At 54.6% G+C, this 17,285-nt stretch carries 13 protein-coding genes; 3 read left to right on the top strand and 10 right to left on the bottom strand.

Annotated features, from left to right (window positions below; translation table 11 throughout):
- From SO058_RS06065 to SO058_RS06020, 10 genes are all read right to left on the bottom strand, one after another.
- Positions 1–330, bottom strand: a 330-nt coding sequence (locus SO058_RS06065) for a GTP-binding protein (protein WP_320842094.1), incomplete at its 3' end; no start/stop codon positions are given.
- Between the two features lie 82 nt (positions 331–412).
- Positions 413–2,518 carry an elongation factor G gene (gene fusA, locus SO058_RS06060; protein WP_320842093.1) on the bottom strand — a complete coding sequence of 702 codons (2,106 nt, stop codon included), beginning with the start codon at positions 2,516–2,518 and terminating at the stop codon, positions 413–415.
- 36 nt (positions 2,519–2,554) lie between these two features.
- Complete coding sequence (gene rpsG / locus SO058_RS06055) at positions 2,555–3,025, bottom strand: 30S ribosomal protein S7 (RefSeq protein ID WP_320842092.1); 471 nt, start codon at positions 3,023–3,025, stop codon at positions 2,555–2,557.
- A gap of 175 nt (positions 3,026–3,200) precedes the next feature.
- Complete coding sequence (rpsL, locus tag SO058_RS06050) at positions 3,201–3,620, bottom strand: 30S ribosomal protein S12 (RefSeq protein ID WP_320842091.1); 420 nt, start codon at positions 3,618–3,620, stop codon at positions 3,201–3,203.
- 75 nt (positions 3,621–3,695) lie between these two features.
- Complete coding sequence (locus tag SO058_RS06045) at positions 3,696–3,938, bottom strand: ribosomal L7Ae/L30e/S12e/Gadd45 family protein (protein WP_320842090.1); 243 nt, start codon at positions 3,936–3,938, stop codon at positions 3,696–3,698.
- Positions 3,939–4,102: 164 nt separating this feature from the next.
- Complete coding sequence (gene rpoC, locus SO058_RS06040; RefSeq protein ID WP_320842089.1) at positions 4,103–7,636, bottom strand: DNA-directed RNA polymerase subunit beta'; 3,534 nt, start codon at positions 7,634–7,636, stop codon at positions 4,103–4,105.
- 60 nt (positions 7,637–7,696) lie between these two features.
- Complete coding sequence (gene rpoB, locus SO058_RS06035) at positions 7,697–11,398, bottom strand: DNA-directed RNA polymerase subunit beta (RefSeq protein ID WP_320842095.1); 3,702 nt, start codon at positions 11,396–11,398, stop codon at positions 7,697–7,699.
- Between the two features lie 233 nt (positions 11,399–11,631).
- On the bottom strand, positions 11,632–12,354 hold the full coding sequence (locus SO058_RS06030; protein WP_320842088.1) for an amino acid ABC transporter ATP-binding protein: 723 nt from the start codon (positions 12,352–12,354) through the stop codon (positions 11,632–11,634).
- Positions 12,341–13,051 carry an amino acid ABC transporter permease gene (locus SO058_RS06025; protein WP_320842087.1) on the bottom strand — a complete coding sequence of 237 codons (711 nt, stop codon included), beginning with the start codon at positions 13,049–13,051 and terminating at the stop codon, positions 12,341–12,343. Before SO058_RS06025 ends, SO058_RS06030 begins: the two co-directional genes overlap by 14 nt.
- 84 nt (positions 13,052–13,135) lie before the next feature.
- Entirely contained in the window at positions 13,136–13,972 is an 837-nt protein-coding gene (locus SO058_RS06020; RefSeq protein ID WP_320842086.1) for an ABC transporter substrate-binding protein, read from the bottom strand.
- Positions 13,973–14,199: 227 nt separating this feature from the next.
- Between SO058_RS06020 and SO058_RS06015 the strand changes: the two genes are divergently transcribed.
- The 3 genes from SO058_RS06015 to gltA all read left to right on the top strand — a co-directional run bounded on the left by SO058_RS06015 (position 14,200) and on the right by gltA (position 17,274).
- Complete coding sequence (locus SO058_RS06015) at positions 14,200–14,946, top strand: N-acetylmuramoyl-L-alanine amidase (protein ID WP_320842085.1); 747 nt, start codon at positions 14,200–14,202, stop codon at positions 14,944–14,946.
- An 89-nt stretch (positions 14,947–15,035) separates the two neighbouring features.
- On the top strand, positions 15,036–15,881 hold the full coding sequence (locus SO058_RS06010) for a sulfide/dihydroorotate dehydrogenase-like FAD/NAD-binding protein (protein WP_320842084.1): 846 nt from the start codon (positions 15,036–15,038) through the stop codon (positions 15,879–15,881).
- A gap of 1 nt (position 15,882) precedes the next feature.
- The gene (gltA, locus tag SO058_RS06005) at positions 15,883–17,274 is read left to right on the top strand and encodes an NADPH-dependent glutamate synthase (RefSeq protein ID WP_320842083.1); all 1,392 of its coding nucleotides are present in this window, start codon (positions 15,883–15,885) and stop codon (positions 17,272–17,274) included.
- The last annotated feature ends 11 nt before the right edge of the window (positions 17,275–17,285 follow it).

Raw genomic sequence — 17,285 nt, 5'->3', positions numbered from 1 at the left:
GTCAGCCGACGAGACAACGAGGATCGCACCGTCCATCTGCGCGGCGCCGGTGATCATGTTTTTAACATAGTCGGCGTGGCCCGGGCAGTCAACGTGAGCGTAGTGGCGGTTTTCCGTCTCATACTCAACGTGAGCGGTGTTGATCGTAATGCCGCGCTCCTTCTCTTCCGGAGCCTTGTCGATGGAATCATAAGCCTGATACTCGGCAGCGCCGCCCATAGCCAGCACCTTGGTGATTGCGGCGGTCAGCGTGGTCTTGCCATGGTCAACGTGGCCGATGGTGCCGATGTTAACGTGCGGCTTGTTGCGCTCAAATTTTGCTTTTCCCATTTTGGGTATCCTCCTCGTAAATTGAATTCTTAGTCATTGGTAAAATCATTCTACTGCAATTTGTAGAAAAATGCAATAGTTTTTAGTTGTCGTTTTTGCTGCGCGCGTCGATGATCTTTTCCTGAATCGACTTCGGCACTTCGGTATAGTGGCTCGGACTCATGGTGTACTGGCCGCGGCCCTGCGAACGCGAACGAAGGTCGGTCGCATAACCGAACATCTCAGACAGCGGAACAGCAGCGGCGATCGCTTGTACGCTGCCACGGGCCTCCATGCCCTGAATCTGGCCGCGGCGAGAGTTCAGGTCGCCGATAACGTCGCCCATATACTCTTCCGGGACCATGACATCAACCTGCATGATGGGCTCCATCAGCACCGGGTCGGCTTTCTTCATTGCTTCCTTGAACGCCATAGAACCGGCGATCTTAAAGGCCATTTCAGAGGAGTCAACTTCGTGATAAGAACCATCGTACAACGTGACTTTCACATCGACAACCGGATAGCCAGCCAGAATGCCGGCCTGCATAGCGCCTTGGATACCCTGGTTGACAGGCTCAATATATTCTTTCGGAATCGCGCCGCCAACGATCTTGTTGATGAACTCGTAGCCCTTGCCGGACTCGTTCGGCTCAACAATGATCTTACAGTGGCCATACTGGCCTTTACCGCCGGACTGGCGGGCGTATTTCTGGTCGACATCGGCCGAACGGCGGATAGTCTCCTTATACGCTACCTGAGGCGAACCAACGTTGGCTTCAACCTTGAACTCACGCAGCAGACGGTCGACAATGATTTCCAGATGAAGCTCGCCCATGCCTGCAATGATGGTCTGGCCAGTCTCTTCGTCCGTATAGGTGCGGAACGTCGGGTCTTCTTCCGCCAGCTTCTGCAGCGCAATACCCATCTTTTCCTGACCGGCCTTAGTCTTGGGCTCGATCGCAACACGGATAACCGGATCCGGGAACTCCATTGACTCGAGGATGATCGGATGCTTTTCATCACAGAGCGTATCGCCCGTGGTGGTATTCTTAAAGCCTACCGCAGCTGCGATATCGCCCGAGTAAACTACGTCGATATCCTGACGGTGGTTCGCGTGCATCTGCAAAATGCGGCCAAGGCGCTCACGGTTGTCCTTGGTGGCGTTCAGCACCGAGGAACCGGCCGTGATCGTACCGGAATATACGCGGAAGAATGTCAAACGTCCAACAAACGGGTCGGTCGCAATCTTGAACGCGAGCGCGGAGAACGGCGCGTCGTCGGAAGACGGGCGGCTGTCCTCTTCGTCGGTTTTGGGATTAATACCCTTGATATCCGGGATATCAGTCGGCGCGGGCATATAATCGACAACTGCGTCGAGCAGCATCTGGACGCCCTTGTTGCGGTAAGCGGTGCCGCACATGACCGGGATGATCTGTACGTTACACACGCCCTTGCGCAGCGCGGCCTTCATTTCCGGAATGGTCAGTTCCTCGCCCTCGAGGTACTTTTCCATCAGCGTGTCGTCCAGCTCGGCAATGGCTTCGACCATCGCGTCGTGGTACTCCTGCGCTTTTTCCTTCATGTCCTCCGGGATCTCTTCATCGCGGACATCCTTGCCGAGGTCGTCATAATAGACTTCCGCGCGCATAGTCATCAGATCGATGATGCCCTTGAAGGTATCTTCCACGCCGATCGGCAGCTGGATCGGAACCGCGTTGCACTTGAGGCGGTCCTTCATCATGTCGACAACGTTATAGAAGTTTGCGCCCATGATGTCCATCTTGTTGACGAACGCCATACGCGGAACCTGATACTTGTCTGCCTGATGCCAAACAGTCTCAGACTGCGGCTCAACGCCGCCCTTGGCGCAGAATACGGTGACCGAGCCGTCGAGTACGCGCAGCGAGCGCTCTACTTCCACGGTAAAGTCAACGTGGCCCGGGGTGTCGATGATATTGATGCGGTGCTCCTGATACTGGTGCTGCGAGCCGTCCCAGTGGCAGGTCGTAGCAGCCGAAGTGATCGTGATACCGCGCTCCTGCTCCTGCTCCATCCAGTCCATGGTGGCGCCGCCGTCATGCGTCTCGCCGATCTTATGGTTTACACCGGTGTAAAACAGGATACGTTCGGTGGTAGTGGTTTTACCGGCATCGATATGGGCCATGATACCGATATTTCTGGTTCGTTCCAGGGGATATTCTCTAGGCATATTGCTCTCCTTTCAAAGCGTTATGCGGCTACGCGATTAATAGCGGTAGTGCGCGAACGCCTTGTTCGCTTCCGCCATCTTGTGCGTATCCTCACGCTTCTTGACAGCACCGCCCAGATTGTTGCAGGCATCCAAGATCTCGCCTGCAAGACGCTCGCGCATGGTCTTCTCGCTGCGGGCGCGGGAATACTTGGTGATCCAGCGCAGGCCCAGCGTCTGACGGCGCTCGGGACGCACTTCCATCGGCACCTGATAGGTGGCGCCGCCTACGCGGCGGGCCTTGACTTCGAGCGACGGCATGATATTCTCCATCGCCTCAGTGAAAACCTCCAGCGGTTCACGTCCGCTCTTCTCGCGGACGATATCGAAAGCACCATAAACGACCTTCTGCGAAACGCCCTTCTTGCCGTCCAGCATGATCGAGTTGACCAGCTTGGTGACGAGCTTGGAATTATAAAGCGGATCGGGCAGAACGTCTCTTTTGGGGACATTACCTCTTCTTGGCACTTTACTTCCCTCCTTCAAAATAATTTGATTTCATAGGTACTCCGGCTTCCTTTTGAAAACCGTTGTAATGCCTGTCCGAGGTAATATATCGGGTAGAGGATATAAAACACCCAGACAAAGCATGTTTGTGCTTTGCTGAAAACTTCAACTTTTCTCGCAAAACGTGACCGGAAGCTTACTTGCCGGCCTTCGGACGCTTGGCGCCGTACTTGGAACGGGCCTGACGGCGGTCGTTTACACCCTGGGTATCCAGCGTGCCGCGGATGATGTGGTAACGGACGCCGGGGAGATCCTTAACACGGCCACCGCGCACCATAACGACCGAGTGCTCCTGCAGGTTGTGGCCGATACCAGGGATGTAAGCGGATACTTCCATCTGGTTAGTCAGCTTTACACGAGCGACCTTACGAAGCGCAGAGTTCGGCTTCTTAGGCGTCATGGTCTTAACCGTTGTGCAGACACCGCGCTTCTGCGGAGCCGACTGATCGGTGGTCTTCTTCTTCTGCGAGTTGTAGCCCACCTGCAGAGCCGGCGCCGTCGACTTGGCGGCGACTGCCTCGCGACCCTTACGGACGAGTTGGTTAAAAGTTGGCATTTTATTTCCTCCTTCTTTCAAAAGTGTTTATGAAAAGCGCATTTTCGCGCGTTTCAGCAAAAAAATTAAGATTCCTCAGCGCAGCACGGTCACGACCGCGGCGCCGACATCGATGCCCGCGGCATCGCCCAGTTCGGTCATCGTGGTGATCTCGCTCACCTCGGTGCCGGTTTGCTCGCAAAGCTCGTAAATCGGCTGCGTGACGCGCTTTTCTGCGTCCAGCGCGACGAACACCATGATGGCCTGACCGTCCCGGATCGCCTTTTTCGACTGCTTCACGCCGATGACCTTGTGCGCCGTGCGAAGTTCTGAAAGCATAGTAACCCTCCTATACGGCATGCTATAATAGTATAACGGTTTGAAGGCATGAAGTCAAGTCATTTCGTGATGTTTTCATACAGTTTTTCATCAAATCTCCGGGTTTTGAAAAAACAGGAGAATGCCCTTAGCATTCCCCTGTTTCTTTTCCATTATACAAGCATTCAGTCGAGATCGACCGTCTGCTCGTAATGTCCGTCGCAGTACTCGGTCATACCCGATCCAGCGGGGATCAACTTGCCAATGATGACGTTTTCCTTCAGTCCCAGCAGCGGGTCGACCTTGCCCTTGATCGCGGCGTCGGTCAGTACGCGGGTGGTCTCCTGGAATGAAGCCGCGCTCATCCACGAATCTGTCGCGAGAGATGCCTTGGTGATACCCATCAGCGTCGGCTCGGCGGAAGCGAGACGCAATCCCTCTTCACCGGCGTCGATGCGCTCCTGCACCTTATGATTATAGTCCTCAAACTCCAGTAGGTCGATGACCGAACCAGGTAGCACTTCGGCGTCGCCCGCGTCCTCCACGCGCACCTTGCGCATCATCTGGCGGACAATGACCTCGATATGCTTATCGTTAATATCAACGCCCTGCTGACGATAAACCTTCTGGACTTCCTTGATCTCATAATCATGCACCGCGCGGGGATCGAGGATGCGCAGGATGTCATGCGGGCTCAGCGAACCCTCGTTTAGCTGCTCGCCGAGTGCGACTTCCTGTCCGTCCTCCACGCGAATGCCGGAGGAAGAAGCCAGCTGGTAAGAACGCACCTCGCCCGAGTCCTTATTGGTGATGTTGACCGTCTTAACCGTCGTGCGCTTGGATTCCTCGATAGAAACCACACCCGGGATCTCGGCCAATGTCGCCACCTTCTTGGGCTTGCGCGCCTCAAACAGTTCTTCTACACGCGGCAGACCCTGTGTGATATCGCTGCCCGCTACACCGCCGGTATGGAACGTACGCATGGTCAGCTGCGTGCCCGGCTCGCCGATCGACTGCGCCGCAATAATGCCGACAGCCTCGCCCTTGCCGCACGGATTGCCCGTGGCAAGGTTCATACCGTAGCAGTGCGTGCACACGCCCTTACGCGCGCGGCATTCCAAAACGCTGCGGATCTGCACGCGGCTGATGCCGGCGGCCTGAATCGCGTTAGCGTCGGCATCGTCCATCATTTTGGACTTGGAAACGATAACTTCTCCCGTCTTGGGATCGCAGATGTCATCAACCGGATAGCGGCCGAGCAAACGCTCGTGCAGCGGCTCAATGATCTGGTTTCCTTCCTTGATATCCTCAACCCAGATCCCCTTAACGGCACCACAGTCATCTTCTCGGATGATGACATCCTGAGATACGTCGACCAAGCGTCGGGTCAGGTAGCCTGAGTCAGCCGTACGCAGTGCGGTATCCGCTAAGCCCTTACGTGCGCCGCGCGCCGAGATGAAGTACTCGAGCACGGACAGGCCTTCACGGAAGTTGGACTTAATCGGGATTTCAATGGTTTTACCCGAGGTGGATGCCATCAAGCCGCGCATACCGGCAAGCTGGCGGATCTGGTTGATGCTACCGCGCGCGCCCGAATCCGCCATCATGTGGATGGGGTTAAAGCGCTGATCGCGCATATTATCCTGCAGCTTCGCTGTTACTTTCTTGGTGGTCGATTCCCACTCTGCAACAGTCAAGCGGTAGCGCTCCTCATCAGTAATAAAGCCGCGCTTGTATTTTTTATCGATCTTAGCGACCTGCTGTTCGGATTCATGGATCAGCGGAGCCTTTTCATCTGGTACCAGCATATCGGCGACCGCAACCGTCAACGCACCCTTGGTAGAATATTTATAGCCCATAGCCTTGATGGAGTCAAGTACCTCGGCGGTCACGTTAAAGCCGTGCACGTGGATACATTTGTCGATAATCTTGCCCAGCTCTTTTTTGCCGCAGGTGAACATGATCTCCAGGTCGAGGAGCTTATCCGGGTCGCTGCGATCGACAAAGCCAAGATCCTGTGGGATGCGCTCGTTAAAGATCAGGCGGCCGGGAGTCGCATCCACGATCTTGGAAATCGTTTTGCCACCCATTTCGCGCGCGACACGCACCTTGATCGGCGCATGGATGCCCACAACGCCCTGATCGTACGCCATAAGCGCTTCCTCAACATTGCGGAACACCTTGCCCGCGCCCGGTTCGGTATCGCGGTCGATGGTCAAGTAATAGGAGCCGAGAACCATATCCTGCGAAGGAATGGTGACAGGCTTGCCGTCCTGCGGTTTAAGCAGGTTGTTGGCCGACAGCATGAGCAGGCGCGCTTCCGCCTGCGCTTCCGCACTGAGCGGCACGTGGACCGCCATCTGGTCGCCGTCAAAGTCGGCGTTAAACGCTGTACACACCAGCGGATGCAGACGAATCGCGCGGCCCTCAACCAGCACAGGTTCAAACGCCTGAATGCCCAGACGGTGCAGCGTCGGCGCACGGTTCAGCATGACCGGATGACCCTTGATGATGTCCTCCAGCACATCCCAGACCTCGGTTTTGGCGCGCTCGACCATCTTTTTAGCCGATTTAATATTGGAGGCCGTACCGTCCTCAACGAGGCGCTTCATAACAAAGGGTTTGAACAGCTCGAGCGCCATTTCCTTAGGCAGGCCGCATTGATAAATCTTCAGGTCCGGACCGACGACGATAACCGAACGCCCCGAGTAGTCGACACGCTTGCCCAGCAGATTCTGCCGGAAACGCCCTTGCTTACCCTTTAGCATATCGGACAGCGACTTGAGCGCGCGGTTGTTAGGGCCGGTGACCGGGCGGCCACGACGGCCGTTATCGATCAACGCGTCGACCGCTTCCTGCAGCATACGCTTTTCGTTGCGCACAATAATATCGGGCGCGCCAAGCTCGAGCAGGCGCTTTAAGCGATTGTTGCGGTTAATGACGCGGCGGTATAGGTCGTTCAGGTCGGAGGTCGCGAAGCGGCCGCCGTCCAGCTGAACCATCGGGCGGATTTCCGGCGGGATGACCGGGACGACGTCCATAATCATCCATTCCGGGCGATTGCCTGACAGACGGAACGACTCGACGACTTCCAGACGCTTGATCAAGCGCAGACGTTTTTGGCCGGATGCGTCTTTCAGTTCTGCGGTCAATTCCTTGGAAAGCTGCTCCAGATCAAGTTCCTCGAGCAGCGCCTTGATCGACTCCGCACCCATGCCGGCCTTGAAATCGTCCTCATACTTTTCGCGCATGTCGCGGTACTCCGCCTCGGTGAGGATCTGCTTTTTCATCAGCGGCGTGTCACCCGGATCGATGACAATATAGTTGGCAAAATACAGCACCTTTTCAAGCACGCGCGGACTGATGTCCAAAATTAAGCCCATGCGGGACGGAATGCCCTTAAAATACCAGATATGCGACACCGGCGCGGCCAGTTTAATATGGCCCATGCGCTCGCGGCGCACCTTGGCACGCGTAACTTCTACGCCGCATTTATCGCAGACCTTGCCCTTAAAGCGGACTTTCTTATATTTACCGCAATGGCACTCCCAATCCTTGGTTGGACCAAAGATACGCTCGCAGAAAAGGCCGTCCTTTTCTGGCTTAAGCGTGCGGTAGTTAATTGTTTCAGGCTTTTTCACCTCGCCGTAAGACCACTCTTCGATCAGTGCAGGCGAAGCCAAACCGATTTTGATGGCGTTAAATGTATGATATCCCATAAATTTTTATGATGCTCCTTCCCTGTTAACAGACGGTTTTAGACGAACGGACAAGCGAGATCACTCGCCCAGCCCGTCGTCAAAATCGTCCTCGGCATCTTCGCCGTCAGCCTCGGCGGTATCGAGAGAGAAAAGATCGGTGTCGCCCTCTTCGGCATCGTTGATGGCAAAGCCAGCGGCCGCGAACTCATCATCAGCGCCCGAAACGGGATGCTCCATCGGACGGATAAAATCAGTATCGTCTTCCTCGTCGTCTGCCAGTTCGATCACGTCCATGTTCTCATCGAGCACCTGGATATCGAGGCAGAGCGACTGCAGTTCCTTGACCAGAACCTTAAAGGATTCCGGTACGCCCGGCTGCGGAACGTTATGGCCCTTGACAATGGCCTCATAGGTCTTGACGCGTCCGGTGATATCATCCGACTTGACGGTCAGGATCTCCTGCAGGGTATAAGCCGCGCCATAGGCTTCGAGCGCCCAGACTTCCATTTCGCCGAAGCGCTGGCCGCCAAACTGCGCCTTGCCGCCGAGTGGCTGCTGGGTAACCAGCGAATACGGGCCGGTCGAACGGGCATGGATCTTATCGTCGACCAGATGGTGAAGCTTGAGGTAATACATATAGCCAACGGTAACCGGATTATCGAACTTATCGCCAGTGCGGCCGTCGTAAACCACGCTCTTGCCGTCCTCGCCAACGCCAGCCTGCACGAGCGCCTCCTTAATATCCTCCAGCGTCGCGCCGTCGAATACCGGGGTTTCTACTTTCCAGCCCATCTTTTTGGCTGCGAAGCCCAGATGGACCTCGAGCACCTGGCCGATATTCATACGGGACGGAACGCCCAAGGGATTCAAAACAATATCGAGCGGCGTACCGTCCTCTAGGAACGGCATATCTTCCTGAGGCAGGATGCGTGAAACAACGCCCTTGTTGCCATGGCGGCCCGCCATTTTGTCGCCGACTGAAATCTTGCGCTTCTGCGCAATATAAACGCGGACTACCATGTTGACGCCGGGCGAAAGCTCGTCGCCATTTTCGCGAGTAAACACCTTAACGTCGACAACGATACCGGATTCGCCATGCGGCGCCCGCAACGAGGTATCACGCACCTCGCGCGCCTTTTCGCCGAAGATGGCGCGAAGCAAACGCTCTTCCGCGGTCAGTTCGGTCTCACCCTTGGGCGTGACCTTTCCGACAAGGATATCGCCCGCCTGCACCTCGGCGCCGACACGGATAATACCGCGTTCGTCGAGATTCCTCAACGCGTCCTCGCCGACGTTCGGAATGTCGCGGGTGATTTCTTCCGGCCCAAGCTTAGTATCGCGGGACTCGGATTCATATTCCTCGATGTGGATCGAGGTATACACGTCGTCGCGCACGAGGCGCTCATTGAGAAGAACAGCATCCTCGTAGTTATAACCTTCCCAAGTCATAAAGCCAATCAGCGCGTTTTTGCCGAGCGCGATCTCGCCGTTTTCGGTCGAGGGGCCGTCCGCCAGCACGTCGCCGCATTTTACACGCTCGCCCAAATCGACAATCGGGCGCATGTTAATGCAGGTGGACTGGTTGGAGCGCAGGAACTTGGTCAGGTGATAGCTCTTCTCTTCCCCGTTGTCATAACGCACAACAACTTCGCGGGCGGTGACGCGGGTGACGATGCCATCGCTCTCAGCGAGCGGGATCGTACCGGAATCAACTGCCGCCTTGTATTCCATGCCTGTCGCCACGACCGGCGCCTCGCACTTTAAGAGCGGCACTGCCTGGCGCTGCATGTTCGCGCCCATCAGCGCGCGGTTTGCATCGTCATGGTCGAGGAACGGGATAAACGCAGTTGCGACCGAGACCATCATGCGGGGCGAAACGTCCATTAGGTCTACATCCTTGCGGTCGACCTCGACGAACTCATCGCGCATACGGCAGGTAACGCGTTCATTAATCAAATAACCGTTATCATCGATCGGCTCGGTCGCCTGACAGGTGATATACTCATCCTCGATATCGGCAGTCATATAAATGACCTCGTCGGTCACACGGCCGGCCTCCTTATCGATCACACGGTAAGGTGCTTCGATAAAGCCGAAATCATTGACGCGGGCGTAAGTCGCCAGATATGAAATCAGGCCGATATTCGGGCCTTCAGGCGTTTCGATTGGGCACAAGCGGCCATAATGGCTGTAGTGCACGTCTCGTACTTCCATCGACGCGCGATCACGCGACAAGCCGCCCGGGCCGAGCGCAGACAGACGGCGCTTATGCGTAAGCTCCGCTAGCGGGTTGTTCTGATCCATAAACTGGCTTAGCGGCGAGGAGCCGAAAAACTCTTTGATCGCGGCCGTGACAGGACGGATATTGATCAGCGACTGCGGCGTGACGATATCCAGATCCTGAATCGTCATACGCTCACGGATGACGCGCTCCATACGGGAAAAGCCGATGCGGAACTGATTCTGCAGCAGTTCACCCACACAGCGCAGACGGCGGTTACCCAGATGGTCGATGTCGTCGGTCGTGCCGATGCCGTTGCCCAGATTGAGCAGATAGCAAATCGACGCGAGCATATCATCCACAATGATGGTCTTCGGGATCAAGTCGTTCATACGCGCCTGCACCTGCGCCTTGAACTCATCGCCCTTATACTGCTCCATCAGCTCTTTGAGTACGACAAAGCGGACTTTTTCCTTTACGCCCAGATCTTCGGCGCTGAAACCGGTATAGTCAGCGAAATCGTTGATATCGACCATACCGTTGCCGAACACCTTCACTGCACGATCCTCGGCGGATTCGATGGTCACGCCATGCACGCCGCGGCGCGAAATCAGGCGTGCCTTTTCGCGCGAAAGGATCTCGCCCTCTTCGGCAAGGATCTCACCGGTCATCGGGTCGACTGCGGGCTCCAACAGCTTGTGCCCGGTGATACGGCGGGCAATATCGAGCTTTTTATTATACTTGTAACGACCGACCGCAGAAATATCGTAGCGGCGGACATCAAAGAACATTGCGTCCATCAGGCTGACAGCGTTTTCTACAGAGGGCGGCTCGCCCGGACGCATCTTCTTATAAATCTCGATCAGCGCTTCGTCCGCCGTAGTCGCAGGATCCTTTTCCAGCGTTGCGACGATGCGTTCATCTTCGCCGAAGACATCCTTAATCTCCGCGTCGGTTTTGACACCGATCGCGCGGATAAACGAAGTAATCGGGATCTTGCGGTTTTTGTCAATACGGACATAAAACACATCGTTCGAGTCGGTCTCGTACTCTAGCCACGCGCCACGGTATGGAATAACTGTCGCGGAGAGGAGCGGCTTGTCGGTCTTGTCAAGTTCGCGGCCAAAATACACACCGGGTGAACGGACAAGCTGCGATACAATCGCGCGCTCGGCACCGTTGATGATAAAGGTGGCCGAATCGGTCATGCGCGGGAAATCTCCCATAAAGATTTCCTGTTCCTTGATCTCGCCGGTCTCCTTATTGCGCAGGCGCATACGCACTTTGAGCGGAGAAGCATATGTGGCATCGCGCGCCTTGCATTCCTCCACCGAATATTTGGGCGCGTCGTCCATCGAATAATCGAGGAACGAAAGCTCAAGGTTCCCGGTGTAGTCGGTGATGCTGGCAGTGTCTGCAAACACCTCGCGCAGACCTTCCGCCAAAAACCACTGATAGGACTTCTTCTGCACCTCGATCAAATTCGGCATCTCCAGAATCTCATCGATGCGTGCAAAACTCTTTCGCGTGGTTTTGCCGTGCTGTACGTCTTTCACCATCATGTGCTTTGATCACTCCATTTCTTACGCATTATTTTGATACGCCAGGCGGCGTGGCAAAATTCTTATTTTGGGTCTTGCGTTTCACGCCCGACCATGATAACATGTAGTTAGATATTGGCACAATTGCTCCATTTTCGTTGAGCGTTTTATTATACCATATTTTTTCCTGCATAGTCAAGAAGTTTTTTGCATAAAAAAGCGAACGGATTTATCCGTTCGCTTTTCTTTTTTTACAGAACCTTGCTTAAAAAGTCTTTTAACCGCGGATGCTGTGGATTTGCGAAGAATTCCGCCGGTTCATTTTGTTCGACTATGTTTCCGCCGTCCATAAACAGCACCCGGGTGCCGACCTCCCGCGCAAAGCCCATTTCATGCGTAACGACGACCATCGTCATGCCATCTTCCGCCAGTTCTTTCATAATTTCAAGCACCTCGCCGACCATTTCCGGATCAAGCGCCGAAGTGGGCTCGTCAAACAGCATTACATCCGGGTTCATGGCGAGCGCACGCGCGATCGCAATGCGCTGCTGCTGGCCGCCGGAAAGCTGATTTGGAAAGCTGTCCGCCTTGTCCGGCAGTCCAACACGTGACAGCAGACGCAACGCATTTCTTTCCGCCTCGTCCTCTTTCATAATACCCAATTTGACCGGAGCTAGCTTGATATTTTCCTTAACCGACAGATGCGGGAACAGATTAAACTGTTGGAACACCATCCCCATCTTCCGGCGAATACGGTTGATGTCCGTCTTAGTTGAGGTGATATTCATGCCCTCAAAGATGATTTCGCCGCTCGTAGGTTCCTCAAGCAAGTTGAGGCAGCGCAGGAAAGTCGACTTCCCTGATCCGGACGGCCCGATGATGACCACCTTTTCACCCTTTTCAATATGTTCATTGACACCGGTCAGCACCTCGTGGTCTCCAAAGGATTTATGCAGGTCTTTAACGTCGATCACTTGCAGCCAGCCTCCTTTCCAGTCGCTTCTGCACCTGTCCAAGCAACACGACCATGGTCAGGTAAATCAACGCGACAATGTAAAGCGGAGTCATCGTCCACACAATGGTTTTAATATTGGTCGAAACCTTGGTCAGCTCTACGACCGCGATCGTACCGGCCACAGAAGTCTCTTTGAGCAGGGTGATAAACTCATTGAACAATGCGGGCAGGATGTTTTTAACCGCTTGCGGCAATACGATCAACCGCATGGTCATACCTGCGGTCAGACCGAGCGAGCGACCCGCTTCGGTCTGACCCTTGCTGACCGACTGAATCCCAGAGCGCACAATCTCTGCCACATATGCGCCCGAATTGATTCCAAAGCCCAGCATGGCGGCAAAGGTGCCGTCGGATGCCGAAGCGAAGACGGAAAAGTAAATAATGAGCAGCTGCAACATGACTGGTGTACCTCGGATGACAGTCAAATATAGGTTGCAGACGGCCTCAGCAATTTTTAATAGAACATGCGCTGCACCGCTTCTTTTACTTTGCGCCGCAGAAACCTTTACGATGGCAATCAGTACGCCGATGACCACACCAATCAGGACCGCGACTGCGGCGATTTGCACCGTTTTGCCTAGTCCCTTTAAATACAGCTTCCAGATATCGTCCTTAATCAGCGCATCATATAGTGACGCGCCCCACGCTTCCAACACTCCGATCCCCCGTTCCCTCTAATATTTTTGATATAGCAAAACAGCAGGAGCACAGCGGCTCCTGCTGTAAATTGCATCTGAATTTTACTCAACGCCCATGTGCGTATTGATAAACTGCTCGATCTTGCCTTCGTCAGCCAAACGCTTGAGCGTGGCGTTGACCGCCTCGGCCAGATCCGAACCCTTTGCCATCGCGATCGCGTAGCTCTCTTCGGTCAGCGGGGTATCCAGCAGCTTGAGTTTATCCGAATTGTTCTCCACGATTTTCTTTGCAGGCATTTCGTCAACAATCAGCGCATCGGCCTTGCCCTGCGCAACCGCCATACCGGCTTCCAGCGCGGACTTGAACTTCAGCACGTTCGCATCCTTGATCGACGAGCCGATCTCTTCGTCGCCGGAGGCGTAAAAATCGCCGGTCGTTCCCTCCTGGCAGGACAGCGTTTTACCGGACAGTACGGCGTCGTCAGCCGCCAGATCGGAATCTACAGACACCACAACATACTGCGCAGACTTTACATACTCGTTGCTAAAGTCGACTACTTCCAGACGATCCTCTCGGATCGTCATACCCGCGGCGGCAAAATCGCCCTTGCCCGACTTAACCGCCTCTGGAATCGCGTCAAAGTCCATGTCGACCACCTTGAGTTCGACGCCAAGATCCTTCGCGATCTCATTTGCAATATCCACGTCAACGCCCTTTACTTCACCCGATGCGTCCGTATATTCGAACGGCGGGAAGGACGCGTTCGTCAGCATAACGATTTCGCCCTTGTCCTTGATTGCCTGCACCGCGGATGCCGCGGCCTTATCACCATCCCCCTGCGCATCGGCGCCCTTGCTCGAAGCGTCGTTGCCGCAGCCGGCAAGCACCATGCTGGCCGCAAGCGTAGCGCTTAACAGCGCAATAGAAAACTTTCTCATAATCAGGAAACTCCTCTCCAAATACGGTTTTTGCAAACCATTTCATAAACAAGTCATATTATACGGCGGAACGTGTAAAAATGCAATCGCAAAAGTATAAAAATTCGTTTGAACGAATAATTATTTTTGGTTGTTTTGGCAAAACCGTCATTTTTGTGTTATGGACAAATCGCTTTGCATCAGCATAACCTGCAAGCAGAAAAGCTTTTTTGTTTGGAGGTACGCTTATGCCCAGTATCTATTTATCTCCCTCGACGCAGGAATATAACCTGTTTTACGATGGAAACGGCAGTGAAGAATATTACATGAACCTGATTGCCGATGCGATGGAGCCCTATTTAATCTCATCTGGTATCGAATTTACCCGAAACACACCTGATATGACCGCAGCTTCGTCCATTCGCGCGTCCAACGAAGGAAATTATGACGCACACATCGCGCTGCATTCCAATGCGGCGCCGCCCAATCTGTCCGGCCAGCTTCGAGGAACCGATGTGTATTACTATCCAAATTCTCAGCGCAGCGGCCGTTTGGCTGAAATCGTTGCCGCCAACCTGAAAGCGATCTATCCACTCCCCGACCGCGTCCGCGCTGTTCCGACCACCTCGCTGGGCGAAGTCGTCCGTACCCGCGCTCCCTCCATTTTAGTTGAGTTCGCCTATCATGACAATCCCGAGGATACTGAATGGATTCGCAGCCATATCGATGAGATCGGCCGCGTTATGGTGCTCGCGCTGACCGAATATTTCGGCATTCCCTTTATTGAACCCGAGCCTATACGAACTGCCACAGTTGAAGTCGAAAGCGGCAATCTAAACATCCGGTCAGCCCCGTCGCTCTCTGCTCCAATTATTGGCAAAGCGCCCGACGGTGCACAGCTTTTCGTTCTCGGCCAATATGACGGTTGGTTCGTCGTCCGATATAATGAGTTTGAGGGTTATGTCAGCGGCGATTATATCGTGCTAAATTATTGAATTTCCCGCCTATTACCCTTGCGTTCACTTGTGAAAGACAGTATAATGAAACTGTTCGATGCGATTAACGCAAGGAGGTACTTAGAGAAGTGTATCAGATCAAAGAAAAGCGGACGCTGAACGCTAACACCAAACTGATGGTGGTCGAGGCACCGCACGTGGCGAGAAAAGCTGAGCCGGGGCAGTTTATCATCCTGCGCGTTACCGAGGACGGCGAACGCATTCCGCTTACCATCGCGGCATTTGACCGTGAACAAGGCACCATTACAATCATTTTTCAGGAAGTCGGCGCAACAACGATGGCGCTCGGCGAAAAGAATGTCGGGGAAAGCCTCGCAGATTTCGTCGGCCCGCTGGGGAAAGCAAGTGAGCTTGAAGGGTTAAAAAAAGTCGCGGTCGTCGGCGGTGGCCTGGGCTGTGCCATTGCATATCCGCAGGCCAAGAAACTGCATGAAATGGGCTGCGAGGTCGATTTGATCGCAGGCTTTCGTTCCAAGGACATCATTATCCTGGAGGACGAGATGAAAGCCGCTTCGACCAACCTATATGTTGTGACTGACGACGGTTCCAACGGACGAAAAGCATTGGTCACCGAAGTTTTAAAAGAACTGATCGATGCAGGCAACCAGTACGACGCGGTCATCGCAATTGGCCCGATGATCATGATGAAATTCGTCTGTGAGACCACACGCCCCTACGGCATCAACACCATCGTATCGATGAATACAATTATGGTGGACGGTACCGGCATGTGCGGCGGCTGTCGTCTGACCGTCGGTGGCGAGACGAAATTCGCCTGTGTCGACGGCCCTGATTTTGACGGGCATCTGGTCGATTTTGATTCCTCCATGCGCCGCGCGGCGATGTACAAAGCCCAGGAAAGGGCCGCGGTCGAGCGCCACCAGTGCAATCTGATGAATCAGGAGGTCAAATAAAATGCCGAACATGAATCCCAATAAAATGCCGATGCCCGAGCAGGACCCCAATGTCCGCAACAAGAATTTTAAAGAAGTAACGCTCGGCTATACGCCCGAAATGGCCATTGAAGAAGCACAGCGCTGCCTCAACTGCAAAAACAAGCCTTGTATTGCCGGCTGCCCGGTGCAGGTCAAGATTCCTGAATTCATCGCGCTTGTAGCCGAAGGAAAATTTCTTGAGGCTGCGGCGAAGATCAAAGAAACCTCAGCCCTTCCCGCCGTCTGCGGGCGTGTCTGCCCGCAGGAAAGCCAATGCGAATGCAAATGCGTGCGCGGCATCAAGGGCGAGCCGGTCGCTATCGGACGTCTGGAGCGCTTTGTCGCTGATTATGCGCGTGAAAACGGCGAGGAAAAGCCGGAAAAACCCGCAGCCAACGGCCATAAGTGCGCAGTCATCGGCGCTGGCCCTGCCGGTCTCACCTGTGCGGGCGATTTGGCGCGCATGGGCTATCAGGTCACTGTTTTTGAAGCGTTACATACCGCGGGTGGCGTATTGATGTACGGCATTCCCGAGTTTCGCCTGCCCAAAGCGATCGTTCAAAAGGAAATTGACACATTGAAAGACCTTGGCGTAGAATTCGTACTGAATTTTGTCGTCGGCAGGAGCGAAACAATTGACGAGCTGTTCGCGGACGGCTATGAGGCTGTATTTGTCGGATCTGGCGCAGGCCTGCCAACCTTTATCGGCGTGCCGGGCGAGAATGCAAACGGCGTATACTCAGCAAACGAGTACCTCACGCGTATCAACCTGATGAAAGCATACAAAGAGGACTCCGCCACGCCGATCCAGCACGCGCACAAGGTCGCGGTGGTCGGTGGCGGCAATGTGGCAATGGACGCTGCCCGCTGCGCAAAGCGCATGGGAGCGGAGGATGTCTATATCGTCTATCGCCGGTCAGAAAAAGAGCTGCCTGCACGTCTGGAGGAGATCGAGCACGCTAAGGAAGAGGGTATTATCTTTAAATTCCTGACCGCGCCGCTCGAGGTGTTATCGGACGAAAATTTCAACGTCACCGGTATGCGCTGCCAGCAGATGGAATTGGGCGAGCCGGACGAATCTGGCCGTCGCCGTCCGGTGCCGGTTGAGGGCAGCGAGTTCACGCTTGACCTCGACTGCGTTATTGCAGCGATCGGCACCAGTCCGAATCCGCTGATCCGCACGACCACACCGGGGCTGGATACCAACCGCAAGGGCTGCATTGTGGCTGACGAAGAACACGGTATCACTTCCAAAGATGGCGTGTTTGCCGGAGGCGACGCTGTGACCGGCGCGGCCACTGTAATTTTGGCTATGGGCGCGGGCAAGCGCGCTGCCGAAGCGATGGACACATATATCAAAAGCAAGCCGTAAGCATATAAAAA

It is taken from the genome of Agathobaculum sp. (assembly GCF_034098985.1).
Classification (GTDB): domain Bacteria; phylum Bacillota; class Clostridia; order Oscillospirales; family Butyricicoccaceae; genus Agathobaculum.
This window is presented reverse-complemented; position numbering and strand designations above follow the sequence as displayed.